This is a genomic window from Pseudomonas sp. IB20, assembly GCF_009707325.1.
In the GTDB taxonomy this organism is placed as follows: Bacteria; Pseudomonadota; Gammaproteobacteria; order Pseudomonadales; family Pseudomonadaceae; genus Aquipseudomonas.
Genome location: NZ_CP046103.1, coordinates 2,383,684 through 2,409,069 on the forward strand (window position 1 = coordinate 2,383,684; position 25,386 = coordinate 2,409,069).

Annotated in this window: 21 protein-coding genes and 1 pseudogene; 8 read left to right on the forward strand and 14 right to left on the reverse strand. The window is 59.7% G+C overall.

Annotated elements, in window-relative coordinates; genetic code table 11:
* The first annotated feature begins 35 nt into the window (after nucleotides 1-35).
* On the forward strand, nucleotides 36-806 hold the full coding sequence (locus tag GJU48_RS11015) for a class I SAM-dependent methyltransferase (RefSeq protein WP_094953626.1): 771 nt from the start codon (nucleotides 36-38) through the stop codon (nucleotides 804-806).
* A gap of 91 nt (nucleotides 807-897) precedes the next feature.
* Nucleotides 898-1,683 (forward strand): sulfite exporter TauE/SafE family protein, encoded by a 786-nt coding sequence (locus GJU48_RS11020; protein WP_094953627.1) that lies wholly within the window; start codon nucleotides 898-900, stop codon nucleotides 1,681-1,683.
* A gap of 39 nt (nucleotides 1,684-1,722) precedes the next feature.
* Here GJU48_RS11020 and GJU48_RS11025 read toward each other — a convergent pair whose 3' ends face one another.
* Nucleotides 1,723-2,961 (reverse strand): acyl-CoA dehydrogenase family protein, encoded by a 1,239-nt coding sequence (locus GJU48_RS11025; RefSeq protein ID WP_094953804.1) that lies wholly within the window; start codon nucleotides 2,959-2,961, stop codon nucleotides 1,723-1,725.
* 266 nt (nucleotides 2,962-3,227) lie between these two features.
* Between GJU48_RS11025 and sfnG the strand changes: the two genes are divergently transcribed.
* A complete protein-coding gene (gene sfnG / locus GJU48_RS11030) occupies nucleotides 3,228-4,313 on the forward strand; it encodes a dimethylsulfone monooxygenase SfnG (RefSeq protein WP_094953805.1) in 1,086 nt (361 codons plus the stop codon).
* Nucleotides 4,314-4,317: 4 nt separating this feature from the next.
* Here the strand turns inward: sfnG and GJU48_RS11035 are convergent, their stop codons facing one another.
* Nucleotides 4,318-5,412: a GNAT family N-acetyltransferase/peptidase C39 family protein gene (locus GJU48_RS11035; protein ID WP_094953806.1), complete on the reverse strand. Its 1,095-nt coding sequence runs from the start codon at nucleotides 5,410-5,412 to the stop codon at nucleotides 4,318-4,320.
* A gap of 94 nt (nucleotides 5,413-5,506) precedes the next feature.
* Between GJU48_RS11035 and GJU48_RS11040 the strand changes: the two genes are divergently transcribed.
* Nucleotides 5,507-7,093: a RimK family protein gene (locus GJU48_RS11040; RefSeq protein ID WP_094953807.1), complete on the forward strand. Its 1,587-nt coding sequence runs from the start codon at nucleotides 5,507-5,509 to the stop codon at nucleotides 7,091-7,093.
* A gap of 6 nt (nucleotides 7,094-7,099) precedes the next feature.
* A pseudogene (locus GJU48_RS11045) lies at nucleotides 7,100-8,017 on the forward strand (magnesium transporter CorA family protein); the annotation flags it as partial.
* 1,837 nt (nucleotides 8,018-9,854) lie between these two features.
* Here the strand turns inward: GJU48_RS11045 and map are convergent.
* Together map and GJU48_RS11055 are read right to left on the reverse strand one after the other, a co-directional pair.
* On the reverse strand, nucleotides 9,855-10,664 hold the full coding sequence (gene map / locus GJU48_RS11050) for a type I methionyl aminopeptidase (RefSeq protein ID WP_256671230.1): 810 nt from the start codon (nucleotides 10,662-10,664) through the stop codon (nucleotides 9,855-9,857).
* A complete protein-coding gene (locus tag GJU48_RS11055) occupies nucleotides 10,664-10,864 on the reverse strand; it encodes a ParD-like family protein (protein ID WP_003190946.1) in 201 nt (66 codons plus the stop codon). Before GJU48_RS11055 ends, map begins: the two co-directional genes overlap by 1 nt.
* A 273-nt stretch (nucleotides 10,865-11,137) precedes the next feature.
* On the opposite strand from GJU48_RS11055, the gene ilvA reads away from it, so the two are divergent.
* Nucleotides 11,138-12,160: a threonine ammonia-lyase, biosynthetic gene (ilvA, locus tag GJU48_RS11060; RefSeq protein WP_094953619.1), complete on the forward strand. Its 1,023-nt coding sequence runs from the start codon at nucleotides 11,138-11,140 to the stop codon at nucleotides 12,158-12,160.
* Nucleotides 12,161-12,383: 223 nt separating this feature from the next.
* Entirely contained in the window at nucleotides 12,384-12,668 is a 285-nt protein-coding gene (locus GJU48_RS11065; protein ID WP_094953618.1) for a DUF1652 domain-containing protein, read from the forward strand.
* A 244-nt stretch (nucleotides 12,669-12,912) separates the two neighbouring features.
* Here the strand turns inward: GJU48_RS11065 and GJU48_RS11070 are convergent, their stop codons facing one another.
* The 10 genes from GJU48_RS11070 to GJU48_RS11115 all read right to left on the reverse strand — a co-directional run bounded on the left by GJU48_RS11070 (nucleotide 12,913) and on the right by GJU48_RS11115 (nucleotide 24,622).
* Entirely contained in the window at nucleotides 12,913-13,182 is a 270-nt protein-coding gene (locus tag GJU48_RS11070) for a DUF2790 domain-containing protein (protein WP_094953617.1), read from the reverse strand.
* A 151-nt stretch (nucleotides 13,183-13,333) separates the two neighbouring features.
* Nucleotides 13,334-14,272, reverse strand: coding sequence for a carbohydrate kinase family protein (locus GJU48_RS11075; RefSeq protein ID WP_094953616.1), 939 nt, complete (start codon nucleotides 14,270-14,272; stop codon nucleotides 13,334-13,336).
* 12 nt (nucleotides 14,273-14,284) lie between these two features.
* Nucleotides 14,285-15,766, reverse strand: coding sequence for a xylulokinase (gene xylB / locus GJU48_RS11080; RefSeq protein ID WP_094953615.1), 1,482 nt, complete (start codon nucleotides 15,764-15,766; stop codon nucleotides 14,285-14,287).
* Between the two features lie 135 nt (nucleotides 15,767-15,901).
* Nucleotides 15,902-17,383 carry a mannitol dehydrogenase family protein gene (locus GJU48_RS11085; RefSeq protein ID WP_094953614.1) on the reverse strand — a complete coding sequence of 494 codons (1,482 nt, stop codon included), beginning with the start codon at nucleotides 17,381-17,383 and terminating at the stop codon, nucleotides 15,902-15,904.
* A gap of 16 nt (nucleotides 17,384-17,399) precedes the next feature.
* On the reverse strand, nucleotides 17,400-18,503 hold the full coding sequence (locus tag GJU48_RS11090) for an ABC transporter ATP-binding protein (protein ID WP_094953613.1): 1,104 nt from the start codon (nucleotides 18,501-18,503) through the stop codon (nucleotides 17,400-17,402).
* A gap of 37 nt (nucleotides 18,504-18,540) precedes the next feature.
* Entirely contained in the window at nucleotides 18,541-19,371 is an 831-nt protein-coding gene (locus tag GJU48_RS11095; protein ID WP_094953612.1) for a carbohydrate ABC transporter permease, read from the reverse strand.
* A 10-nt stretch (nucleotides 19,372-19,381) separates the two neighbouring features.
* Nucleotides 19,382-20,272, reverse strand: coding sequence for a carbohydrate ABC transporter permease (locus GJU48_RS11100; protein WP_094953611.1), 891 nt, complete (start codon nucleotides 20,270-20,272; stop codon nucleotides 19,382-19,384).
* A gap of 228 nt (nucleotides 20,273-20,500) precedes the next feature.
* The gene (locus GJU48_RS11105) at nucleotides 20,501-21,784 is read right to left on the reverse strand and encodes an ABC transporter substrate-binding protein (protein WP_371917713.1); all 1,284 of its coding nucleotides are present in this window, start codon (nucleotides 21,782-21,784) and stop codon (nucleotides 20,501-20,503) included.
* A 570-nt stretch (nucleotides 21,785-22,354) separates the two neighbouring features.
* A complete protein-coding gene (locus GJU48_RS11110) occupies nucleotides 22,355-23,260 on the reverse strand; it encodes an AraC family transcriptional regulator (RefSeq protein ID WP_094953367.1) in 906 nt (301 codons plus the stop codon).
* Between the two features lie 72 nt (nucleotides 23,261-23,332).
* Nucleotides 23,333-24,622: a glycosyltransferase gene (locus GJU48_RS11115; protein WP_094953369.1), complete on the reverse strand. Its 1,290-nt coding sequence runs from the start codon at nucleotides 24,620-24,622 to the stop codon at nucleotides 23,333-23,335.
* A 171-nt stretch (nucleotides 24,623-24,793) separates the two neighbouring features.
* Between GJU48_RS11115 and tpx the strand changes: the two genes are divergently transcribed.
* Nucleotides 24,794-25,294, forward strand: a complete 501-nt coding sequence (tpx, locus tag GJU48_RS11120; RefSeq protein ID WP_094953370.1) for a thiol peroxidase — start codon at nucleotides 24,794-24,796, stop codon at nucleotides 25,292-25,294.
* Nucleotides 25,295-25,386 lie beyond the last annotated feature (92 nt).

A 25,386-nucleotide genomic window follows, 5' to 3' on the forward strand; every position in this document is an offset into this window, starting at 1 on the left:
ACTGTCGCCCCGCTATACCCGAGGAGAGATTGGCAATGACTGGTGTCCACACGTCTGCTCAACAGGGTTTCTCTATCCAAGCCGTCACCTACGCCCAGGGCCGACCCGACTATCCACGACAACTCACCGGCTGGCTGACCGAGGCGCTGCACATCGACGCGCACTCGACGGTGATCGACCTGGGCGCCGGCACCGGCAAGTTCACCCGTTTACTCAACACTCTGGCGCCTGCGTTAATCGCCGTCGAGCCGGTGCAAGCCATGGGCGCGCAACTGAGTAAACTGTTGCCGGATGTGCGCCTGGTCAATGGCACCGCCGAATCCATTCCGTTGCAAACCGCCGTCGCCGATGCGGTGGTGTGCGCGCAAGCCTTCCATTGGTTCTCCACCGAGGCGGCGCTGACGGAAATCCACCGGGTGCTCAAACCGGGTGGGCGGCTGGGGCTGGTGTGGAATGTGCGCGATGAGTCGGTGGACTGGGTCGCGGCCATTACCGACATCATCACGCCGTACGAGGGCGACACGCCGCGCTTTCACTCTGGTCGTTGGCGCGAAGCCTTCACGGGGGAGTACTTTACTGCGCCCGAAATGACCACTTTTGCGTATCAACATGTTGGCAGTCCGCAGGAGGTGATCATGGATCGTTTCCTCTCGGTGAGCTTTATCGCGGCGCTGCCAGCGGCGCAAAAAGCCACGGTCACTGCGCAATTGCAGGCGTTGATCGAAACCCACCCGGCGTTGCGCGGGCGCGACACGGTGGCTTTTCCGTATCAGACCCAGGCCTATGTCTGTCATCGGCTGGCGTAAAAGGCATAAAGTCAGATCATATTGATATAAGTCGTTATAAGAAAAATCGCTATCCTGCGGCCAGAAATTTATAAGGCCGCAGGTAGCTGTAATGGATGTGGGTAATGTTGGTTTTGTAATTGCGGGCCTGATCGTTGGTTTTATCGTGGGCATGACCGGTGTCGGTGGTGGTTCGTTGATGACGCCGATCCTGTTGTGGTTCGGCATTAACCCGGCCACCGCCGTGGGCACTGACTTGTTGTATGCGGCTATCACCAAGTCCGGTGGCGTGCTGGTGCACAGCAAGAATAAGAACATCGACTGGACCATCACCGGCTGGCTGACGTTGGGCAGTGTGCCGGCGGTGCTGCTGACGCTGTGGTTCCTCGCAAGCCTGCACACTGATCCCAGTGCCATGAACGCGGTGATCAAGCAGGCTCTGGGTTTTGTGTTGCTGCTGACGGCGCTGGCGATTCTGTTTAAGAAAAGTTTGTTGGCTTTTGCCCAGCGTCATGCGGGTGATGACTATCACATGACCCCGCGTAATTTGAACGCGTTGACGGTGGTGACCGGGGCGGTGCTGGGGACCATGGTTGCGCTGACGTCTATCGGCGCGGGTGCGCTGGGGACGGTTGCGCTGTTTATCCTGTATCCGTTTCTGGCTACGCGGCGGTTGGTTGGGACGGAGATTGCCCACGCGGTGCCGCTGACGCTGGTGGCGGGATTGGGGCATGCCAGCATGGGGAATATGGACTGGCATCTGTTGGGGTTTTTGCTGATGGGGTCGTTGCCTGGGATTTATCTGGGCAGTCATATGACCGGCAAGGTGCCGGATGGTGTGTTGCGGCCGTGTCTGGCGGTTATGTTGATGGGTATTGGGTATAAGTTGGCGTTTTGATTTTTCGCCTGGATTGAATTTACCCGGTCGTGATAAATCCTACCCCTTGCCCGGCCCATTCCCGATCTGCCACACAAACGGCGGCTCCGCCCCATTGATCACCCAATCCCCCACAATCCGCGCCTTGTAGATCACCGGATTATGCGAAGACACCGTCCGCGCATTCCGCCAATGCCGGTCAAGCGCCTTGCCCTGGCGCACATCCGACGCCCCCAGCGCATTAAACAACTCAGTGGTAGCCCGCTGAACCAACCCCGACACCACCACCTGCGCCGTCGCCGATTCAATCTCGGCCGCCACATTCGCTTCACGCTCCGCTACGTCATCCCCACCAAACCGTGCCAAGTACGCCCATTGCGCCGGCACCGCAGCTTTCAACGCACTGGCCTCGGCGGCATACACCAACGCCGCCACGTCACCCACCACCTGTTGAACCTGCGCATCCTGACTGACATGCGCGGCATTGCCATGGCTGTAAATACGCGTGCGATTACGCACCTGATGCGCCACATCGTTGAGCGCCGCGCGGCCAATCCCGGCCAGGCTTGCCAGCAACACCAACTGGTAAAAAGCGGTCTGGTATTTGAAACGGGTGGCAAAGTCGATCACGTTTTCCGCTTCCACCTCCGCATCGGTAAAACGCGTAGTGCCGCTGCCCGTGGTGCGCTGGCCAAAGCCGTCCCAATCATCGCTTTGCACCACGCCAGGCTGGCGCGTGCGGGTGGCGGCGATCACATTTCCACCGGTGTCACTGCGCTGCGCATACACGTCGATCCAGTCGGAGAAAAGACTGCCGGTGCTGTAGAACTTTTCACCGTTGAGCTTCCATTGGTCACCGTCAGGGCTGACCTGGGTGACCACATCACCGATGGCCACGTTGCCGATTTCAGTCCAGGCGCAGCCGACGATATCGCCATCGACAAAGCGCTTGAACCACCGCTCACGGCCGGCGCTCGGTGGCGCATTCAGGCGGTCCTCGGCAAAGGCGAAATGCCCGCGCAAGGCCTGCGGCACGTTGGAGTCGGCGGCCGCCAGTTCAATCAGCAGTTCGAACAGCTGTGGCAACGACGCGCCGCCGCCGCCGTATTCCACCGGCACCCGCACCGCGCCAAAACCAGCTTGCTTGAGCCATTGGATCGGCTCGTAGGGCAGGGTGCGGCTGTGCTCGCGCTCTACGGCACCCTCGGCAATGCGCTGGAAGATCGGCCGAAAGCGTGCGGCCAACGTGGGGTAGTCGACGCCGGTGGACAGTGGGTTGATGACGTGTTGCTCGGTCATGGGGACGGCTCCTGGGCAGTGATCAATAGGTAGCCGATTGCACAGTCCGTGCCGGGCACCGGGGCCCGTGTTTACGGCGCCTGGATACGTACAACTGTTGCTCCGGCAACAGCAAACCGACAAACCGGCGCGATCCACGACATTCACGCGGTCATCGTTCAACCGCGGTTTTCAGGCCGCAACGTCTTTGCGCCGGGCCTTTGCCGCGGCCTGGCACGCTTGCTGCTCAAGCACTGGGTACATCCCTTCATGCGAGGTACTCCCAGATGAGTCAGCAAGCCGTGAAATTTGCCTATTGGGTGCCCAACGTCAGCGGTGGGCTGGTGGTGAGCAAGATCGAGCAACGCACCCATTGGGGCATCGACTACAACCGCAAACTGGCACAGCTGGCCGAAGCGGCCGGCTTTGAATATGGGCTGACGCAGATCCGCTTCACCGCAGGTTACGGCGCGGAAAACCAGCATGAATCCGTGGCGTTCAGCCATGCATTGCTGGCGGCGACCACCACGCTCAAAGTGATTGCGGCGATCCTGCCCGGCCCGTGGCAGCCGGCGCTGGCGGCCAAGCAACTGGCAACCATCGACCAGCTCACCAACGGTCGCATTGCGGTGAATATCGTCAGCGGTTGGTTCAAGGGCGAATTCCAGGCGATCGGTGAACACTGGCTGGAACACGATGAGCGTTATCGGCGTTCCGAGGAGTTTATCCGCGCGCTGAAAGGCATCTGGACCCAGGACGATTTCACCTTCAAAGGCGACTTCTACCGGTTCAACCATTACACCCTCAAGCCTAAGCCACTGGGCCAGCCGGAAGTGTTCCAGGGCGGCAGCTCGCGAGCGGCGCGGGACATGGCCGCGCGGGTGTCAGACTGGTACTTCACCAATGGCAACACGCCGGAAGGCATCAAGGCCCAGGTCGATGATATTCGCGCCAAGGCGGCGGCGAATAACCATTCGGTCAAAGTTGGCGTGAACGCCTTTGTGATCGCCCGCGACACCGAGGAAGAAGCCCGCGCCGTGCTCGCCGAGATCATCGACAAGGCCGACCCGGAAGCCGTGAATGCCTTTGGTGACGCGGCCAAGCAGGCCGGCAAAGCCTCACCGGAAGGCGAGGGCAACTGGGCTAAATCCAGCTTTGAAGACCTGGTGCAGTACAACGACGGCTTTAAGACCAACCTGATCGGCACGCCGCAACAGATTGCCGAGCGCATTGTTGCGCTCAAGGCCGTCGGCGTGGACCTGGTGCTGGCGGGCTTCCTGCACTTCCAGGAGGAAGTCGAGTACTTCGGCAAACGCGTACTGCCGCTGGTGCGCGAGCTGGAAGCCAAGGCCGGCATCAAGCAGGTGGCCTGAGCCTTTACCGAGTGAAGAGCACGACGGCCGCGCGCAGCTTGTTGTTGCCAAACCGGCACATGCGTTCGAACTCCCCATGGCTGACCGGCAAGTGCTGGCAGTCCAGGGGCTGGCGGTGCTGGCTGTGGTCCACATCCGGGTCGTGCAGGTAGACGAAGTCGTCGTCGCAATCGGTGACCATCACCCAGTGCGGCGACTTGGAGCGGGTCAGCCGGTAGCTGCTGATCAGCACCAGCGGCTGCCCGCCATCGCGCAGTACCTGAGGTAAATCCAGCGCGCCGCCAAGCACCTGCTCGACGTCGCTGCCCGTCAGTTCTTCCTCAAACGCCTCGTGCACCAGGCGCATGACGTCCTTTTTATGCTGGTCACGCACGCCATCCAGAAACAGCGGCCCGCGCACATTCACCTGCATACGTACGCGAAAGCCCCGGCGCCACGCCGCCAGTGCCAGGCCCTGCGGGCTGCAGCCACCGTGGCCTGCGGTCATGAACACGGTGGTCGCTTCACGCCAGATTTGCAGCTCCTCGCGCCGACCAGCCACACGCGCAGGCACCAGCGCGCCCATGGCCATCAGCAGGCACGCGGCGCCACAGGTGAAGTCGGTGGTCTGCTGGTAATACGGCACGCTTTGCGGGCGCGCGTCCTGGTGCTGGACGATGCGTTTTTCAAGGCGCAGGGCCGGGGCGTGGTCTTCGTAGTAGTCGTTGATCAGCGCAAAGCGCCGGTAACCATTGCGCTCATACAGGGCCAGGGCGCCGGGGTTGTCGGTGCGTACTTCGAGGCGCAGGTAGGCGCAATCGTGGGCCACGGCGCAAGCCTCGATGCGCGCGAGCAACTGTTTGCCCAGGCCCATGCCGCGTGCGTGCTCGGCGATGGCGATGGAATACAGCCGCGCCAGTGAAGTACCGCGATGGAACAGCACCAGCGCATAACCGAGCAAACCGTCGTCATTTTCAGCGACCAGCAACTGGCCATGGGCGCGGCTGACCATCCACTGAAAACTGCGTGGCGACAGCCGGTCGGTGGTGAAGCAGTGCTGTTCCAGTGCCACCAATTCGGGCACGTCAGCGGGTGTTGCAACGCGAAAGGAAAGAGCCATATGACCGCCGTAAAAGTTGCGTAACGAAACGGGACTTCTCTAAAAGATCGTGCTTAATAGAAAAGGTCGAGTTCTCTAAAGCGGATCAAATATTATGTCGGCGGTACAAAGTCATTGGCGTGAAGTATCCGAGCAAACAGTCGCGGCGACAATAACTTCCAAGGGTTATTTTTCGCCTCCCCTCAAAGGTTCCAGCCAAGTCGTGATCATTGTCGAACGCAAGGAAGATTGGGCCTCCTACTTTCCCAGCGAAGACATCGTCACCGCCCAGGAGTACCTGGAGCAAACCCGCGAGAACGAGACGGGCAAGCGTGTGCAGGTGATCAACCTGTGCCGCAGCTACAAGTACCTGGGGCACGGTTACTACTGCTCGCTGCTGGCCGAGGCGCGTGGGCACAAGGTGATTCCATCGGTGCGTACCATCAGCGAACTGACCAAGAAGTCGTTGTATGGCTTGTCGCTGGATGACCTGGATAAAACCCTCGATAAAGCCTTGAGCCATCACCTTTACAGCAATACCGAAGGCTTTACCCTGACGCTTTACTTTGGCCGAACCAATATAGAACCGTTGCAGGAGTTGGCCCGTCAGTTGTTTGAAACCTTCCCGTGCCCGATTCTGTTAGTTGAGTTTCGCAAGAATAACGGCTGGCACATCGAAGGGGTCAAATCCGGCGTATTGCATAAGTTGCGCGACGACCAGGAAGACCAGTTCGCCCACGCCCTCGACAACTTCAGTCGCAAGATCTGGCGCCAACCGCGCTCACGCCGGTTGGCCCGTTACGACCTGGCGATTTTGCACGATCCCCAGGAGCAACTGCCGCCATCCAACGCCCGCGCCCTGGAAAACTTCGTGCGGGTCGGCAAGGGCTTGGGCATTGATGTGGAGCTGATCGAACGCAAGGATTATTCGCGCCTCGCCGAATACGACGCCTTGCTGATCCGCGAGACCACCAGCGTCGACAACCACACTTATCGCTTCGCCAAAAAGGCCGAAAGCGAAGGCCTGGTGGTGATGGACGACCCGGCGTCAATCCTGCGCTGCACCAATAAGGTCTACCTCACCGACCTGCTCAACAGCCACCAACTGGGCATGCCCGCCACCGAAATTCTGTACAAGGAACGACCGGAAGATTTCGAGCGGGTCGGCGAGCGCCTGGGCTTCCCGCTGGTATTGAAGATCCCCGACGGCTGTTTCTCCCGGGGCGTGATCAAGGTGGAAAGTCAGGAGGCGTTGCTCAAGGCCACCGCCGAGTTGTTCGAACATTCGGTGCTGTTGCTGGCCCAGGAATTCTTCTACACCGAGTACGACTGGCGCATCGGCGTACTCAACCGCAAGCCGATCTTTGCCTGCCAGTACTTCATGTCCAAGGGCCATTGGCAGATCTACAACCACAAGGCCATCGGCCAGGACATCAACGGCGAATGCCGCACCCTGGCGGTCCACGAAGCGCCCAAGGCGGTGGTGGAACTGGCGGTGAAGACTGCCAACTTGATCGGCGACGGCCTCTACGGGGTCGACCTCAAACAGTCCGGCGACAAAGTGGTGGTGATCGAGGTCAACGACAACCCCAATATGGACGCCGGCATCGAAGACGCCTACCTGCAAGACGACCTGTATGCCCTGGTGCTGGAGGAGTTTGTGCGGCGCCTGGAGTTGAAGCGTCAAGGCCAGGTGTGGTGACGCGCGATGATCCAGCGCTTTGAGTTCTCCGGTGGGAAGTTGCGCAGTGGGGAGAGCGAAGATGCCCCGATCATGCTGTTCAACAACCCCGACCTTGCAGAGCGTGAGTGGCTGCGCGACCACCACAAGCTGGATGAGCATGCCCTGGCCTCGGCGCTGGACCCGGATGAGGTGTCACGTATCGAGTTTCACCCCGATAACCTGTTCCTGATCTGGAAGCGCCCGGAAAACTATTCCGGCGGCGGCAATCTGGTGTTTGAGGTGTCGTCCTGCGGCCTGTTGTTTTCCCAGGATCGCCTGTTGGTGATCGCCACTGATGAAACCCCGCTGTCTGGGCTCGGCGCACGCCGGCCGCTGCACACACCGCTGGATGTGTTGCTCGACTTGTTGCTCAATAACATTCATCACTACTTGGGCCACCTTAAGGTGATCAAGCTGGTTGCGCGGGAGTTGCAGCAGCAGTTCAACGCGTCGATGAGCAACCATCACTTGATGCAGATGTTCAGCCTCAGCGAGAGTTTGATCTATTACATCAATGCGCTGCACAGCAACGGCGCGGTGCTTTCGCGGCTGCGTAACCACGCGGAAAAGGAGCATTTCAGTGCTGAGATTTTGGGGTTGATCGATGATTTGATCATCGAGAATCACCAGTGCTACAAGCAGGCGGAGATCTACTCCAATGTGTTTTCCGGGTTGATCGATGCGCGTGGGAACTTGATGAACAACAGCATGAATAATCTGTTGCGTAAGTTGACGCTGATCAATGTGGTGTTTTTGCCGCTTAATCTGATTGCCAGTGTGGGTGGGATGTCGGAGTTCAGCATGATGACGGCGGGGACGCCTTGGTGGGTGTCGTATCCGCTGCTGATGTCGGCGATGGCGTTGGGGGCGGGGTTGATGGTGTTGGGGTTGAAGCGGATTGCGGGTGGGGCGAGTTGTGAGGTATGTGGAGCTGGCTTGCCTGCGATAGCCATAGGTATCTACGCAACTTTTTGTGTTGCTTTTAGCCTGGATGGTTTAGGTAGATTGAGTACATATCCGTTGCTGCGGTAACGGCGGCTATTGGTTCCGCCCTTACGGCGGGTCACTTTTGGAAAAGAGCCCCAAAAGTAACCAAAAGGGCTCTTGCCCCACCACTCGGTGCCTCGCCTAGGCTCGGCATGCCCTCACTCCGGCTTGAATCCGTGGGCCGCCGCCATGGGCCATCCTTGGCCCATCGCGGCTAACCCGGCGTCCTGCCGGGTTACCCACGGATTCAAGCCTGCGTTCGGCCACGTGGTTAACGGGGCGCCTCAGATCAAGATCAAGATCAAAAGCAAGAGCACGGCGGCCTAGTAGCCGACCTGAGTGGTGAAGCAAAAGCAGGCAAAAGCAGACAGAAGCAGAGCACCACCATCTAGCTGATGTAATGAGATCCCATGTGGGAGCGGGCTTGCTCGCGAAGGCGGTGGTTCAGCCAGCTCATGTGTAACTGACCCACCGCCTTCGCGAACAAGTCGAGTCGTCGCACCGCCGCTCCCACAGTTGATTGAGTTCAGTTTCAGAGATCAGGTCGGCTGTCAGGCCGCCTCGGTTTTGCTTTTGATTTGCTTCAACCACTCAGGTCGGCTACTAGGCCGCCGTGCTCTTGCTTTTGATCTTGCTTTTGATTTGATCTAGGCGCCCCGTTAACCACGCTGGCCGAACGCAGGCTTTGGAGCGTGGGTAAACCGGCAGGACGCCGGTTTAGCCGCGATGGGCCAAGGATGGCCCATGGCGGCGGCCCACGGTCCAAAGCCTGCGTGAGGGCACACCGAGCCTAGGCGAGGTGCCGAGTGGTGGGGCAAGAGCCCTTTGGTTACTTTGATCGGAAGAGCCACGTCTGAGAAGAGTGTGTCACTTTTGGAAAAGAGCCCCAAAAGTAACCAAAAGGGCTCTTGCCCCACCACTCGGCACCTCGCTTAGGCTCGGTGTGCCCCACGCAGGCTTGAATCCGTGGGCCGCCGCCATGGGCCATCCTTGGCCCATCGCGGCTAACCCGGCGTCCTGCCGGGTTACCCACGGATTCAAGCCTGCGTGCGGCCAGCGTGGTTAACGGGGCGCCTAGATCAAGATCAAGATCAAAAGCAAGAGCACGGCGGCCTAGTAGCCGACCTGAGTGGTTGAAGCAAAAGCAAGGCAGAAGCAGAGCAGAGCACCACCCTATCTAGCTGATGTAATGAGATCCCAATGTGGGAGCGGGCTTGCTCGCGAATGCGGTGGGTCAGCCAGCTCATGTGTAACTGACCCACCGCCTTCGCGAGCAAGCCCGCTCCCACATTAGATTGAGTTCAGTTTCAAATATCAGGTCGGCTGTCAGGCCGCCTCGGCTCTGCTCTTGATCTAACCACTCAGGTCGGCTACTAGGCCGCCGTGCTCTTGCTCTTGCTTTTGATCTTGTTTTTGATCTTGATCTTAGGCGCCCCGTTAACCACGCTGGCCGAACGCAGGCTTTGGAGCGGGGGTAAACCGGCAGGACGCCGGTTTAGCCGCGATGGGCCAAGGATGGCCCATGGCGGCGGCCCACGGTCCAAAGCCTGCGTGAGGGCACACCGAGCCTAGGCGAGGTGCCGAGTGGTGGGGCAAGAGCCTTTTGGTTACTTTTGGGCTCTTTCAAAAGTGACCCGCCGTAAGGGCGGAACCCATATCAGCCGTTACCCAAACGGATATGTACCCAGCGCCCCCGCGACAACCAAAGAATCAACCCATAAAAAGATGTGTAGATACCTATGCTGCGATAGCATCACCCGGTCCTGAAACCGAGGTGCCTGCATCGCAGGCAAGCCGCTCCCACACAGCTCCTTACCTGCTGCAGGGTCAGCACCTCAAACCCGTCCGCCGTCACCGCCACGGTGTGCTCCCATTGCGCCGACAAACTGTTGTCCTTGGTCACCACCGTCCAGCCATCCTTCAAGTCGCGCACCTTGGCGCTGCCCTGGTTCAGCATCGGCTCAATGGTAAACACCATGCCTTCACGCAGTTCCAGCCCGGTGCCGGGGCGGCCGAAGTGCAGGACCTGTGGCTCTTCATGCATCTCACGGCCAATACCGTGGCCGCAATACTCACGTACCACGCTGTAGCCATTGGCCTGCGCATGGCTCTGGATCGCATGCCCGATGTCACCCAGGCGTGCGCCGGGCCTGACCTGGCGAATGCCGGCCCACATGGCCTCGAAGGTCTTTTCCACCAGGCGCTGCGCTTTGGGCGCCACGTTGCCGATCATGTACATCTTGCTGGAGTCGGCGATAAAGCCGCCTCTTTCCAGGGTGATGTCGATGTTGATGATGTCGCCGTCCTTGAGCACGTCCTTGGCGCTGGGCATGCCATGGCACACCACCTCGTTGATCGAGGTGTTGATGCAAAAGGGATAGTCGTATTGCCCAAGGCTCGCCGGGCGGGCCTTCAAGTCGTTGCGGATGAAAGCTTCGACGGCGGCGTCCAGTTCCAGGGTGGAGCGGCCGGCGACGACAAAGCCGTCGAGCATCGTGAATACCTGGGCCAGCAGGCGCCCGGATTCACGCATCACAGCCAGTTGCGCGGCAGTCTTGATCATCAGCTGCGCCCCCGGATCAGGTCGGGCTTGTCCAGCAATAGCTTGTTGATCAGCTCGTTGTAGGGCAGGTGCGGGTTGAGTTCGGCGAGCAGGCCGATCTTGATCCAGAACTCGGCCTGGGCGTTGATGGAGCGGTCCATGGCGGCGCTGGCCAGGCGAAGCTGTTCGTGCAGTTGGTCGGTGATCTTGACGATGCCCATGAGGTTCACTGTGTTAAATGGATATACAAAGCGTATACGTTTCGTATGTCTCTAGTAAACCCCCGCCGGCTAAATGGCGGGCGGCCATTGACTTGCCCGGTGACCGCCGGTTAATTTCGCTGCATGACCTTTCAAACCTTGCGCAGCCAGCCAAGCATTATTACCGCCATTCCTCATTTGGCGGGATAGCACACGGCTGCACCCAAACCCGCCCTAGAGGCGGGTTTTGTTTTTCCGTCTCCAGGGCCATGTATACAAAGCCAGGAGACACCCATGAGCACCTGCACTGCGCCCCACACCGCCGACCCGGGCCTGCTTGAGCACTACGTGAAGAAGATCCTCGCTGCACCGGTCTACGACCTGGCGGTGCGCACACCGTTGCAGGTGGCACCGGCGTTGTCGGTACTGCTGGGCAATCAGATATTGCTCAAGCGCGAAGACTTACAACCGACGTTCTCCTTCAAGATTCGCGGCGCTTACAACACGTTGGTGCAGCTCACTGCCGAGCAAAGAGCGCGTGGCGTGGTGACGGCGTCGGCGGGCAACCATGCGCAGGGTGTAGCGCTGGCGGCGCGGGAGTTGGGGATCAAGGCGCGGATCGTCATGCCATACAGTACGCCGGAGTTGAAGGTGCTGGGCGTGCGTTCGCGCGGTGCCGAGGCGGTGTTGCATGGCGAGAGCTTTCCGTTTGCCCTGGCCCACGCGTTGCAATTGGCCCAGACCTCGGGTTGCACCTTTGTATCGCCTTTCGATGACCCGGACGTGATCGCCGGCCAAGGCACCGTGGCAATGGAAATACTGCGCCAGCAACAAGGCCCGTTGGACGCGATCTTTGTACCGGTGGGCGGCGGTGGCTTAATCGCCGGGATCGCGGCGTACGTTAAATACCTGCGGCCCGAGGTGCGCATCGTCGGTGTCGAGCCCGAAGGTTCCAGTTGCCTGTTGGCAGCGCTGCGCGCGGGCGAGCGGGTGGTGCTGCCCAGTGTCGATGGGTTTGCCGACGGCACCGCCGTGGCGCAGGTCGGCGCCTATGGTTTTGAGATCTGCCGCGACTGGGTCGATGAAGTCATCACCGTCAGCAACGACCAATTGTGCAGCGCCATCAAGCTGATCTACGACGACACGCGTTCCATCACCGAGCCCTCAGGCGCCTTGGCCGTCGCGGGCATTCGCCAGTTTGTCGAGCAAAACGGCGTGCGCGGGCAAACCCTGGTGGCGGTGAATTCCGGTGCCAATATCAACTTTGATAGTTTGCGACATGTTGCAGAAAGAGTCGCAGCGCAATGTTCAATTTAGTGCATAAACGTTTAATCAATGCTATTCGCCGATGATGTACACCGAACCTGCAGACTTATATAGCTGCGCGTGTCGCTTATGAGGAAAAGTTACAACGAGAGCGGATTTTGCCGAGTAGGCTTGGGGGTTGTAAGCGTCTTCCAAGGTCGGTAAGACGTGGCAGGCAGGCGCCTGCCGGGCACACAATAATCTGTTGGCAGTCTCATAAAAGGAGAGGTTGGCCATGCTTTCGGAATTAGAACTTCGCAGCATTATTGAAGGAAGTTTCCTGCCTAAACGGTGCGAATGCACCAAAGCCGAAGATGCTTCGTTGACGATCAAAGTCTATGACGACCGTGACCGCGACCGAGTGGATTTGGAAGTCAAAGGTATAAACGCCGACAAACTCGACAGCAGTCGAGCCATTTGCAACCTGATCGCCGGGTTGCGCGAAGACCTCAAACACTCCCATTCACCTGCTCTACAGAGGCTACCTCTGCAAAGAGTGTCAGGGCGCAGCTATTATTAAGCCCAGTGTGAGGTTGAGTCACCGAAAGAGCGGTGGGCCTGGTAAACGCCAGGCCCAATAAGGCTCGGTTGTTGGTTGTGGTGCTGGTCCAACGCTTCAATTTTGGAAATCACAGGCTTCGGACATTTTCAGGTAGCCCACGTCTTTGATCTTGTGTGAGGTTGAGTCACCGAAAGAGCGGTGGGCCTGGTAAACGCCAGGCCCAATAAGGCTCGGTTGTTGGTTGTGGTGCTGGTCCAACGCTTCAATTTTGGAAATCACAGGCTTCGGACATTTTCAGGTAGCCCACGTCTTTGATCTTGCCGGCATTATCGACGAACTTGATGTCCGCATTGATGACTTTACAGTCGTTGGTTTGGGTTTCGTTCATGGCAATGACCTTGTCGATGTTCAAGGGCATGCCGTACCGATACGGCACAGGTTTGGCCGCCGTGGCTTGAGTGTCGGCCTGGGCCAGGCCCGAAACGGCTGCCAGTGCCAAGGCGCCGCCGAGCATCAAAGTGCGCAGTTTCATGGTGGTTCTCCGCAAGTGGGTACACCTTCACTCTCGGCGCGCGCGTCTCATGGTGGTTCTCCGCAAGTGGGTACACCTTCACTCTCGGCGCGCGCGATTAACCATCGATTAATTTTGCCGTGGCTGACAAAACCTTCATGAAACGTTGCGTTCATCCAAGTTGGGCGCGATACGGCAGGTCCGGCCCGGTCTTGCTGCAGGTCAGGGCGGCGGCGCGAATGGCAAAGGCGAGCATGGCGTCGATCTGCGTGCGCGTGAGCTGTTGCAGGCCTTCCACCGAATCCAACTGCTGCTCGGTCAGCCAGGCAATCAACGCGGCCTGGAAGGTGTCACCGGCGCCGACGGTATCGGCCATCACCACCTTCACTGCAGGTGCCGACCAACTGCCGTGCTGGCGGCTGAATACCGTAGCGCCGTCACCGCCACGGGTGAGGAACACCAACTGGCAGCGGTGCTGCAACCAGCCTTGCAGTACGCTTTCCGGCGACTGGTCGGGGTAGAGCAGGTGCAGGTCTTCATCGCTGACTTTGATCAGGTCGGCGTGCTTGACCAACTCGGCCACGCGGTCACGCCACAGTTGGATATCCGGCTGCGGGTTCAAGCGCACATTGGGGTCGAGGCTGATCAGGCGCTTGCCGCTTTCGCGCTTGACCAGGCTCAGCAGGGTGTCGCCGATCGGCTGCACCACCAGCGAAAACGAGCCGACATGCAGCCCGCGAATCTCCTGGCCCAACGTGGGCAAGTGCACAACCCGCAGTAGGCGGTCGGCGCAGCCTTCGCCACGGAAACTGTATTGCGGTGAGCCATTGGCGCCCACCGCGACCATCGCCAGGGTGGTCGGCGCGGGGAACTCGACCAAAAATTGCTCACTGACGCCTTCGTCCTTGAGCACCTGCAACAAGCGCTGGCCGAGAAAGTCGTTGGACACGCCGCCGAACAGCGCGGAGTCGATGCCCAGGCGGCGCAAACCCACCGCCACGTTAAACGGCGAACCGCCGGCAATCGCTTTGTAATTGACCTTGGAAGCCTGCCCGCTGGCATCTTCTTCGCTGAAAAAATCAAACAACGCTTCGCCACACACCAAATACATAGTCGTTCGCTCTTAAAGGGTTGCCACGAGTTGTTGATAGCGCGCGTAGGCCTGTTGATAGGCGCTGACATTGGCCGCCACCGGCAGCGTGCGGCTGGCCGGGTCGACGCTCACGCATTTGTCGCACACGCTGGCCAAGGGTTCGCCGGACTGGCTCCACACCGCCTGGATCGCCGCGCCCAGGGCGGCGGCTTCGCTTTGTTCGGTGCAGATCACTTCGGTGTTCATGATATCGGCAACCATCTGCCGCCACACCGGGCTTTTCGAGCCGCCGCCGATCAGGCGGATGCTGTGGCTTTGCAGGCCGGTCTGGCGCAGCAGGTCGAGGCCATAACGCAGGCCGAAAGTGGTGCCTTCGACCACCGCGCGGCACAGGTTGGCGCGGGTCAGGTTGGTCATGGTCAGGCCGTGCACGCTGCCGGTGGCGTGGGGCAGGGCGGGCACGCGCTCGCCGTTGAGGAAGGGCAGCATGCTCACGCCGTCAGCGCCAATCGGCGCCTCGGCGACCAAGGCGTTGAAGGTGGCCAGGTCGAGGTCGAACAGTTCGCGAATCACCCCGGTGGCGTTGGTCAGGTTCATCGTGCAGATCAACGGCAACCAGCCGCCGCTGGAGGAGCAAAAGGTCGCCACCGACGCTTGCGGGCTCACATTCGGTTGCTCGGCAAAGGCGTACACGGTGCCGGACGAACCCAGGCTCATGGTGATCACGCCGGGGGCGATATTGCCGGTGCCGATCGCGCCCATCATGTTGTCGCCGCCGCCGCTGGAAACGCGCGCGTTGGGGTTGATGCCCAGGCGTTCGGCGATGGCTGGCAGGATCGTGCCCACGCTTTGATTCGCCTCGATCAGCTCAGGCAAGGCAGCTTCCAGGCGGCCGCTGGAGTCGATGTGCTGGAGCAGCGCCACGTCCCATTCACGCGTGCGCACGTTGAAATAGCCGGTGCCCGAGGCATCGCCGTATTCCGCGACGGCACGCCCGGTGAGCCAATAGTTGAGGTAGTCGTGGGGCAATAAAATATGCGCGATGCGCGCGAACACGTCCGGGTGCTGCTCGCGGGTCCAGAGCAATTTGGATACCGTGTAACCGGGGGCGATGGCCACGCCGAGGCGTTCCAGCGAGCCGCGTTCACCGCCCAAATACGCTAGCAGGCGCTCGTTTTCCGGTGCGGTTTCGGTGTCGCACCACAGCTTGGCCGGGCGCAGTACCTGGCCTTGGTCATCGAGTAAAACCAGGCCATGTTGCTGGCCGGAAACACCGATGCCGAGGATGTCCTGGCCGTCCACACCGGCCTGTTGCAAGGCGCGGTGGGTGGCTTCCGTGAAGGCGTCCAGCCATTCCTGGGTGTGCTGCTCGCGCCGGCCATTAGCGCCGCTGATGAGCGTATGCGCCGCGGCGCCCAGGCCGAGTACCTTGCCGCGGGTGGCGTCGAGGACGATGGCTTTGGTGCCCTGGGTGCCGCAGTCGATGCCGAGGTAAAGGTTTTGCTGGGTCATGGTGGAGTGCTCAGCATTATTGTTGGAGTGAAAATGCGGCCAATGTGGGCGCTGGCTTGCCTGCGATGGCGGTCTATCAGTCAGATCATGGCGGGCTGGGCCACCGCTATCGCAGGCAAGTCAGCTACCACAGGTTTAAGCCGGTTTCTTCAGAAGTTGTTGCAGGGTTTCTGTGACGCCTTTGTCGCGCAAGCTGATGAAACACCGCTCAAACGCTGCCACAAACTCAGGCGAGTTGGGAATAGCCTTGCCAAAAATCTCCTCCACACCCAGCAACCGCTGGCTGATCAACGCATCATCACTGACCAAACCCTGGCAGAACTCAGCGCGCGGATCCGGGATTTTGTAAGTCACGCCATTCTCATCGACACCCTTCAAATACAACGCCCAGGCGGCAACTACCAACGCAGCGCGCTCCGTCTCACGCCCATCGGCAATCAAGCGATTAATGGTCGGCACGGTGAACTTGGGAAACTTCGACGAGCCATCCGAACACACCCGCTCCAACTGGTCGGCAATCGCCTGATTGGAGAAGCGATCCACCAACGTCTGCTTGTACTCGGTCAAGTCAATGCCCGGCACCGGCGCCAGATTTGGCGTGACGTCCAGGTCCATATACGCGCGCATATAGGCCACAAACACCGGGTCATTCATGGTGTCGTGTACGAACCGGTAGCCCTTGAGAAAGCCCAGGTAAGTCAGTGCCAAGTGGCTGCCATTGAGCAGGCCGATCTTCATCTCTTCGTAGGGCGTGACGTCATCGGTGAACTGCACGCCAACCTTTTCCCAGGCCGGGCGACCGTTGACGAACTTGTCTTCGAGTACCCACTGCACAAAGGGTTCGCAGACCACCGGCCAGGCATCGTCGATGCCATGGTCATCGTGCAATTGCAGGCGGTGGGCGGTGCTGGTCATCGGTGTGATGCGGTCGACCATAGCATTCGGGAAGCTCACGTTGGCCTTGATCCAGTCATGCAGCTCGGCGTTGTGCAGGGCGGCGAAGGCCAGCAGCGCCTTGCGCGTGACGGCGCCGTTGTGCGGCAGGTTATCGCAGGACATCACGGTAAACGCCGCAACCCCGGCTGCACGGCGTTGGGTCAGCGCGGCGCAGATAAAGCCGAACACGGTTTTTGGCGACTTCGGGTGCGCCAGGTCATGCTGGATCTGCGGCAGGTGGGCCATGAACTCGCCATTGCTGTCGTCGATGCAATAGCCGCCTTCGGTGATGGTCAGCGAGACGATGCGAATCTGCGGGCTGGCCAGTTTGTCGATCAGCGCCTGGGCGCCGTCTTCAGCCAGCAGCATGTCGCTGATCGAGCCGATCACGCGCACGTCGGTGTCGTCGGTGTCACCTAGCTCATAGAGTGTGAACAGGTAATCCTGGCCGGCCAGGTCGTCGCGGGCTTTGCGGTCTTCGCTGCGCAAGCCGACGCCGCAAATGCTCCAGTCCAATCCTTCACCGGTGTTCATCAGCGCATCGGTGTAATACGCCTGATGCGCGCGGTGGAAGCCGCCGACGCCGATATGCGCGATACCTTGCGTGGTGCTGGCAATGGTGTAGGTCGGGGTTTTGACTTCCGGCGCCAACTGGGTGAGGTTCTGTTTATTCAGTTTCATCACAAATCTCGCGAAATCAGGCGGCAGCGCGCAGTGGTCGGGCCACGGCCACGCCGTCGGTGTCGAACAGATGGCAGTGCGCCGGGTCCAGGTGCAGCTGCAGGGTTTCGCCGTACTGGCTGGCCATGTCGCCGCGAATCCGCATGGTTAGCGGCTCGCCGTTGGCGGTGATGACGTGGCAGAAGGTGTCGCTGCCCAGGCGTTCGCCGACGTCGGCGGTGACGGTCAAGGTGGTTTGGCCGGGTGAAGCGATTTCCAGATGCTCCGGACGAATCCCCAGGGTCACCGCGCTGCCCACGCTCAGGCTGGCGCCGCTCAACGGCAGGCTGATGGTGGTGCCGGCGTCCAGTTGTACTTCGCAGCCCTGGCTCTCGATACGGGTGACCTTGCCCTTGAGAAAGCCCATTTTCGGCGTGCCCAAAAAGCCCGCCACAAACAGGTTGGCCGGTTGGTGGTACAGCTCCAGCGGCGAGCCGACCTGTTCGATGCGGCCGCTATTGAGTACGACCACTTTGTCGGCCAAGGTCATGGCTTCAACCTGGTCGTGGGTCACGTAGATCATGGTCGCTTGCAGGTCTTTATGCAGGCGCGCCAGTTCCAGGCGCATCTGCACGCGCAACGCGGCGTCTAGGTTGGACAGCGGTTCGTCAAACAGGAAGATCTTCGGGTTGCGCACAATCGCGCGGCCGATGGCCACACGCTGACGCTGGCCGCCGGACAACTGCTTGGGCTTGCGCTCCAGCAACGGGCCGAGTTCCAGAATGCGCGCGGCTTCGCTGACCTTGCTTTCCACCAGTTTCTTGTCCACACCGGCCAGGTCCAAGGCGAACGACATGTTTTTGCGCACGCTCATGTGCGGGTACAGCGCGTAAGTCTGGAACACCATCGCCAGGTCACGCTTGGCCGGAGTCACTTCGGTTATGTCGCGACCATCCAGTTCGATGGTGCCTTCGGTGACTTCTTCCAGGCCGGCGATCAGGCGCAGCAAGGTGGATTTGCCGCAGCCCGAGGGGCCGACGAAGACCACGAATTCCTTGTCATTCACTTCCAGGTCAATGCCCTTGATGATGGAGAAGCCTTCGAAGCCTTTTTGCAGATTTTTGATTTTCAGGTTGGCCATGGGATGGGCCTCCACTTGGAATTTTTATAAGCAATCGTTACTTAACGGCGCCGAAGGACAAACCCCGCACCAGCTGTTTCTGGCTGAACCAGCCGAAAATCAGGATCGGCGCGCAGGCCAGGGTCGACACGGCCGACAATTTGGCCCAGAACAAGCCTTCGGGGCTGGAGTAGGAGGCGATCAGCGCGGTCAACGGCGCGGCACTCGAGGAGGTCAGGTTCAACGACCAGAACGCCTCGTTCCAGCACAGGATCAGCGACAGCAACACCGTGGAAGCCAGGCCACCCTTGGCAATCGGCAGCAGCACGCGGACCATTTCCTGCCACAGCGTGGCGCCATCCAGGCGCGCGGCTTCGAGGATGTCCTTGGGGATGTCTTTGAAGTAGGTGTAAACCATCCACACCACAATCGGCAGGTTGATCAGGGTGTAGATGATGATCAGCGCAACGCGCGTATCCAGCAGGCCAAGGCTCTTGGCCAGCAGGTAGATCGGCATCAGCACGCCCACCGGCGGCAGCATCTTGGTGGACAGCATCCACAGCAGCGTGCCCTTGGTGCGTTTGGTTTCATAGAACGCCATGGAGTAGGCAGCCGGCACCGAGATCAGCAGGCACAGGGCGGTGGCGCTGAACGAAATCACCACCGAGTTCCAGGCGTAGGCGAAGTAGTTGCTGCGCTCGTTGATGTGCAGGTAGTTCTCCAGCGTCGGCGTGAAGATGAACTGCGGCGGCGTGGCAAACGCGTCGATTTCGGTCTTGAAGCTGGTCAGCACCATCCAGAAGATCGGGAAGAAAATCAGGATCGCGATGGCCCAGGCCAAGGTGCCGAGCAACAGGCTTTGCAGGCGGCGGGATTGTTGAAGCGTCATGGCGCGGCCCTCAAGGCTTGTCAGTCAGGTTTTTGCCGATCATCCGCACCAGGATGATCGCCGCGATATTGGCGATGACCACGGCAATCAAGCCGCCGGCCGAGGCCATGCCCACATCGAACTGCACCAGCGCCTGGTTGTAGATCAGGTAGGCGAGGTTGGTCGAGGCGTAGCCGGGGCCACCGTTGGTGGTGGTGAAGATTTCGGCGAATACCGAGAGCAAAAAGATCGTTTCGATCATCACCACCACGGCAATCGGGCGTGCCAGGTGGGGCAGGGTCAGGTGCCAGAAGATCGCGATGGCGCCGGCACCGTCCAGGCGCGCGGCTTCCTTTTGTTCCTGGTCGAGGGACTGCATGGCGGTCATCAGCAGCAGGATCGCGAAGGGCAGCCATTGCCACGACACAATGATGATGATCGACAGCAACGGGTAATGCGCCAGCCAGTCCACCGGCTCGGCGCCGAACAGCTTCCACACGGCGGCGAGAACCCCCGACACCGGGTGGAAAATCAGGTTCTTCCAGATCAGCGCACCGACGGTGGGCATGATGAAGAACGGTGAAATCAACAACACCCGCACCAGGCCGCGACCGAAAAATTCACTGGCCTCAAGCAAAGCACTGATCAGTACGCCGAACACCACGCTGATCAGCAGCACGCTGCCCACCAGCAACAGGGTATTGGTGGCGCCGGGCAGGAAGCCCGAGTCGGTGATGAAGTAAGTGAAGTTTTCCAGCCCCACGAATTGTTTTTCGCCGGGGTAGAGCAGGTTGTATCGGATCAGCGAAAAGTACAGGGTCATGCCCAGCGGCACGATCATCCACAGCAGCAACAAGGCCACCGAGGGGCTGACAAGGAACCAGCCGGGGTTGGCCAGGCGGTTTTTGGAGGGTGTATTCATGGTGATCATGGCCAGTCAGATGCAGACAGAACTGTGGGAGCGGGCTTGCTCGCGAATGCGGTGTGAAGTGCGCCCCAAAAGTTGGACAGCTAATGGTCGAAAAGCCTCAGGAGTTGGACGAGTGTCCAACTTCTGGGGCGCACTTCAGTGTGTCATTCGCTGCATGTGTCGACTGACACTGCGCATTCGCGAGCAAGCCCGCTCCCACATTAATGACGGGGTTGCGTACTATTTGGGATAACCCGCCCGCTTCATTTCACGCTCGGTAGTGGTCTGCGCGGCGGTCAAGGCAGCATCGACCGTTTGCTGACCGGTCAGCGCGCCCGAGAAGAACTTGCCGACCTGGGTGCCAATCGCCTGGAACTCAGGAATGGTCACCAACTGGATACCGATATACGGTACCGGCTTGAGCGTCGGGCTGGTCGGGTCGGCAACTTTCAGCGATTCCAGCGTCACCTTGGCGAACGGCGCAGCCTGCATGTATTCGTCGCTGTAGGTCGACTTGCGCGTGCCTGGCGGCACGTTGGCAATACCGTCGGTCTTGGCCACGAGCTGGCCGTATTCCTTGGAGGTCGCCCAACTGGTGAACACCTTGGCGGCGTCCTTGGCTTTGGAGCTGGTCGGGATCGCCAGGCTCCAGGAGTACAGCCACGAGGTACCTTTGTCGGTCTTCTCGTGCGGGGCAAAAGTGAAGCCGACATGCTCGGAGACCTTGCTCTGAGTCTTGTCGGTGACGAACGAGCCGGCCACGCTGGCATCGACCCAGATCGCGCACTTGCCGCTGTTGAACAGCGCCAGGTTTTCGTTAAAACCGTTGCTGGAAGCACCCGGCGGGCCGGATTTTTTCATGTTGTCGACGTAGAAGTTCAGCGCGTCTTTCCACTCAGGGCCATTGAATTGCGGCTGCCACTTCTCATCAAACCAGCGCGCACCGTAGCCATTGGCCAAGGTGGTGATCAGCGCCATGTTCTCACCCCAACCGGCTTTGCCGCGCAGGCACAGGCCGTACTGCTCTTTGGTCTTGTCGGTGAGTTTTGCCGCGAATTCGCTGATCTGCGTCCAGGTCGGGTGCTCAGGCATGGTCAGCCCGGCGTCCTTGAACAGGTCAGTGCGGTAATAGGTGATCGAGCTTTCGGCGTAGAACGGCAGGGCGTACAGCGAGCCTTTGACGGACAAGCCATCACGCACCGAAGGGAAAACATCATCGAGGTCGTAGGAGGCCGGCAGGTCCTTCATCGGTTCCAGCCAGCCCTTGGCACCCCAGAGTGCGGCTTCGTACATGCCGATGGTCAATACGTCGAACTGCCCGCCTTGAGTGGCGATGTCGGTGGTCAGGCGTTGGCGCAGCACGTTTTCTTCGAGCACCACCCAGTTGAGCTTGATCTGCGGATGCTCGGCCTCGAAGGTTTTTGAGAGCTTTTGCATGCGGATCATGTCGCTGTTGTTGACGGTAGCAATGGTCAGGGTTTGCGCGCCAAAACTGACGGCGCTGAGGGTCATGCATACAGTCATGCAAGAACAGGCAAGCAGCGTTTTTGCTGTGAACTTCATCGCGCACTCCATTTCTGCGCCCAGGGGCTACAGAAGGACAGTTATTGTTGTTGTGTCTTCCTACAGGTAGCCAGGAAGAGTGTGCGTTGATTACAGCCTTCAAATGGGGTTAAGACAAATCCTTGGGCGCACTTGGACTGATACTTTTTTGCACTCGTGGTGGGGCGGGGTAAAACGGTTCACCTAACAGCAGGGGAAAAGCACTGGCGTTCCACCGCCGTCACTTTTGCCCTTTTGGATCAAACCTGGCCTGCCGGTTCGTGCCTATGCGCGGCTATTGGCTCGCTGACGCTTTTGCTTGGGCTGTTTGACGGCTTGCGCCAGGGTTTCAAGTGGCGACAGAGGCACCTCTGCTATGGGGGGATCATCGGGTGTCCTTTTTGCTCATGCGTTGAAGGCCGTCCCTCTATCGATTAGATGAGGGGGCTTTCGCTGAGTGGCAGTGGGCTCGATGAGGTTCCTGTGGCGTTTTGCAAAACCAGGCCGTTTCACTGACGAATATCTATTCGGCGTGTTTCGAGGGGGCCAGGGTTAAGCCAGGTTCTGCTCGGTCAGCCGCTGCACCGCCAGGCGCCGGTAGTGTGAGGGTGTCATGCCCTTGAGCTGCTGGAAGCGTCGATTGAAGTTGGAGATATTGTTGAAGCCCGACTCAAAGCACACGTCGGTCACCGCCTTGTCGCCATCGGCCAGCAGTTCGCAGGATTTGCTGATACGCAAGCGGTTCACAAACTCGATAAACGTGCGCCCGGTCGCCTGTTTGAACACCCTGGAGAAGTAGGTCGGCTTCATGCCCAGGTATTCGGCGACTTCCTCCAGCGACAACTCCCGCGCGTAATGCGCAAAAATGTAGTCCACCGCGCGGTTGGTGCGGTCAATGCTGTGCTCATCGGCAAGTTGCGGCGTAGTGACGCCGGACAGAAGTTGGTAGTCCTCACAGGCGCTCAACACTTCCAACAAGATAAAGAAGTGCCCCAGGCGCGCCATGCCTTGGGCGTCCTCGATGCGTTGCATCAAGTTCATGGCTTGAGCGATGGTCTTTTTACAGCGAAATTCGATGCCGTATTGCGCGCGTTCGAGCAACGGCGCCAGGCTCTTGAGTTCGGTGAAGATCTGGCTGCCGCCCTCGAGCAGCTCGTCGGTGAAGTTCACCAGCATGTCGCGTTTGGGCACCACCTCGTCTTCCTCCACCTGGCTGATCCAGTTGTGGGGCAGGTTGGGGCCGGTGAGGAACAGGCTTTGCGGGTAGAAGTTGCCGATGTAATCGCCGATAAACACCTTGCCTGCGCTGGCGACGATCAGGTGCAGCTCGTATTCCTTGTGGAAATGCCAGCGCACCAGTGGGCAGGGGAAGCCGTGCTGGCGATAGATGATGGACAGACCGTTGTGATCGTCCATCAACTCGTAGGAAGGGTCGGTGATTCGCGTTGCTCGGGTCATGCTGCCGTCGCTTCATTGTGGTTGCTGCCTGGGATAATGCCCCCTCGCGCGCAACCTCGCCAGCGTCAGTGCTTATACGTTGCGGTTTTTAGCCTCGATCCACTGGGACATGTACTGCGTACTCTTATGCGCATGGTGGCGCAGCATGCTGCCGATGAAGTTGTCGCGGCGATGGGCCGAAAGGTTGCTGCGGCACTGCTCCAGGCATTCCACCAGCGCCGGGCCGTGGATGGCCAGGTCATAGCGACGGGCCAGCAATCGGCGGCCGTTTTCTTGGGCCTGGGTCCAGCGTTCACGGTCTTGATACAGCGCCACGGCAGCTGCGGCCAGGGCTTGCGCGTTGTGCTCAATCGCACCCGGCCACGGTTGCTCATCGCCCATGCCTTCGGCGCCAATCGGCGTGGTGATATTCGGCGTGCCGCACAGCATGGCATCGGCCAGCTTGCCCTTGATGCCGGCGCCAAAACGCAGCGGCGCCAGGCAGATGCGCGCGGCGCTCATCACCGCGAGTGCATCTTCGGCCCAGTTCATCACGTGAAAACCCTGGGCGGGGTTATGCAGGGCGGTGGCCTTGGGCGGTGTGTAGGAACCGTAGATATGCAGTTGAGCGCCCGGCAATTGCTGGCGGATCAGCGGCCAGAGGCTGTTCTTCATCCACAACACCGCATCCCAGTTGGGCGCGTGGCGGAAATTGCCGATGCTGAGGAAATGCGCGCGGTCTTCGAACGGTGTGAAGGCCTCGGTCGGCGGCTCCAGCATCAGCGGGCACCAGTGGAGCAGGGCGGTCGGCACCTTGAACTGCTCGGTGAGCAGCCGGGCTTCGACGTCGGAGATCATCAGGCTGATGTCGCAGCGCAAAATCGCCGCGATCTCGCGCTTGGCCACGTCGGTGTCGGCCATCCGTTGAAATTCATCCAGCAGCGCAGGGGCGAACAGCGGGCTGAAGTCGTCGTCGTGAGGATGCGCCTTGAGGTGGTCCTTGAGGCGCTGCTGGCGGGCGTCGCGCAGGCTTTGCAGGTCGCAGGTCTCCAGCACGCGCAGGGCGTCGGGGCAGTGCTTTTCCACGCGCCAGCCGAACTGTTCTTCCATCATGAAACGGTCGAACAGCACGATATCCGGGGCCAGTTCGCGGATAAAGTCATCGAAACTGCTGTTATTCAGCGCGATGGCGCATTCGGTGATGCCCAGCGCTGGCAAATCGGCCTTGTGCTCGCCAACCGTCGCGGGGCTGGCGAAGGTAACGTCCCAACCTTGTGTCAGAAAGGTTTCGAGAATTTGCATCATGTGCCCGCCGGCAGCCGAGGAGCGGGGTTCCGGCCAGACATAACCAATGACCAGGACTGTGGTGGCGGGCTGATTCATCAACGACGGTTTCCTTGCAGGGTGGGCGAAAAGCGCGCAATTAAACCATAGCTGCCGTCGCCAAGGCGTCGGCATGACAATTTACGTTCGGGCATAGGTAGCTACGGCAGTTTGTGGTTAACTTCTGCGTCTCGATTTCGTTTAATCAAACCCAGCATAAGGATTCCGTTCATGGCCCAAGTCACCCTTCATGGTAACCCTGTCCAGGTTGAAGGCGAATTGCCTAAAACCGGTTCCACCGCCCCAGATTTCGCCCTGACCACCGTCGAACTGTCGGAAGCGACCCTGGAAACTTTCGCCGGCAAGCGCAAAGTGCTGAACATCTTCCCAAGCGTTGACACCCCGACCTGCGCGACTTCGGTACGCAAGTTCAACGCCCAGGCCAACGATGTCAGCAACACTGTCGTGCTGTGCATCTCCTCTGACCTGCCGTTTGCCCAGAAACGTTTCTGCGGCACTGAGGGTCTGGACAACGTGCTGAGCCTGTCGGATTTCCGCGACCCAGGCTTCGCCGTCGACTACGGTGTGTCTATCGTTGAGGGCCCACTGAAAGCCCTGACCGCCCGTGCCGTGGTGGTACTGGACGAGAACAACAACGTGCTGCACAGCGAATTGGTCAGCGAAATCGGCCAAGAGCCAAACTACGAAGCGGCCCTGGCTGTTTTGAAGTAACTGTTTCAGCGCATTACTGTCTTTTCGCAGTAACACGCTTGATAGATGATTGCGGCCTGGCCTAGTCCAGGCCGTTTTCATTTAGAGTCAGC

Bases quoted from the DNA above. Each gene is read 5' to 3' on its own strand.
- GJU48_RS11025 (WP_094953804.1), bottom strand. From the start codon at position 2,961: ATGACCGAGCAACACGTCATCAACCCACTGTCCACCGGCGTCGACTAC.
- GJU48_RS11090 (WP_094953613.1), bottom strand. From the start codon at position 18,503: ATGGCCAACCTGAAAATCAAAAATCTGCAAAAAGGCTTCGAAGGCTTC.
- GJU48_RS11105 (WP_371917713.1), bottom strand. From the start codon at position 21,784: ATGACTGTATGCATGACCCTCAGCGCCGTCAGTTTTGGCGCGCAAACC.
- xylB (WP_094953615.1), bottom strand. From the start codon at position 15,766: ATGACCCAGCAAAACCTTTACCTCGGCATCGACTGCGGCACCCAGGGC.
- GJU48_RS11040 (WP_094953807.1), top strand. From the start codon at position 5,507: ATGTCGGCGGTACAAAGTCATTGGCGTGAAGTATCCGAGCAAACAGTC.
- GJU48_RS11085 (WP_094953614.1), bottom strand. From the start codon at position 17,383: ATGAAACTGAATAAACAGAACCTCACCCAGTTGGCGCCGGAAGTCAAA.
- GJU48_RS11115 (WP_094953369.1), bottom strand. From the start codon at position 24,622: ATGAATCAGCCCGCCACCACAGTCCTGGTCATTGGTTATGTCTGGCCG.
- GJU48_RS11095 (WP_094953612.1), bottom strand. From the start codon at position 19,371: ATGACGCTTCAACAATCCCGCCGCCTGCAAAGCCTGTTGCTCGGCACC.
- map (WP_256671230.1), bottom strand. From the start codon at position 10,664: ATGATCAAGACTGCCGCGCAACTGGCTGTGATGCGTGAATCCGGGCGC.
- GJU48_RS11035 (WP_094953806.1), bottom strand. From the start codon at position 5,412: ATGGCTCTTTCCTTTCGCGTTGCAACACCCGCTGACGTGCCCGAATTG.
- GJU48_RS11015 (WP_094953626.1), top strand. From the start codon at position 36: ATGACTGGTGTCCACACGTCTGCTCAACAGGGTTTCTCTATCCAAGCC.
- GJU48_RS11100 (WP_094953611.1), bottom strand. From the start codon at position 20,272: ATGAATACACCCTCCAAAAACCGCCTGGCCAACCCCGGCTGGTTCCTT.
- ilvA (WP_094953619.1), top strand. From the start codon at position 11,138: ATGAGCACCTGCACTGCGCCCCACACCGCCGACCCGGGCCTGCTTGAG.
- sfnG (WP_094953805.1), top strand. From the start codon at position 3,228: ATGAGTCAGCAAGCCGTGAAATTTGCCTATTGGGTGCCCAACGTCAGC.
- GJU48_RS11065 (WP_094953618.1), top strand. From the start codon at position 12,384: ATGCTTTCGGAATTAGAACTTCGCAGCATTATTGAAGGAAGTTTCCTG.
- GJU48_RS11070 (WP_094953617.1), bottom strand. From the start codon at position 13,182: ATGAAACTGCGCACTTTGATGCTCGGCGGCGCCTTGGCACTGGCAGCC.
- GJU48_RS11075 (WP_094953616.1), bottom strand. From the start codon at position 14,272: ATGTATTTGGTGTGTGGCGAAGCGTTGTTTGATTTTTTCAGCGAAGAA.
- GJU48_RS11110 (WP_094953367.1), bottom strand. From the start codon at position 23,260: ATGACCCGAGCAACGCGAATCACCGACCCTTCCTACGAGTTGATGGAC.
- tpx (WP_094953370.1), top strand. From the start codon at position 24,794: ATGGCCCAAGTCACCCTTCATGGTAACCCTGTCCAGGTTGAAGGCGAA.
- GJU48_RS11020 (WP_094953627.1), top strand. From the start codon at position 898: ATGGATGTGGGTAATGTTGGTTTTGTAATTGCGGGCCTGATCGTTGGT.
- GJU48_RS11055 (WP_003190946.1), bottom strand. From the start codon at position 10,864: ATGGGCATCGTCAAGATCACCGACCAACTGCACGAACAGCTTCGCCTG.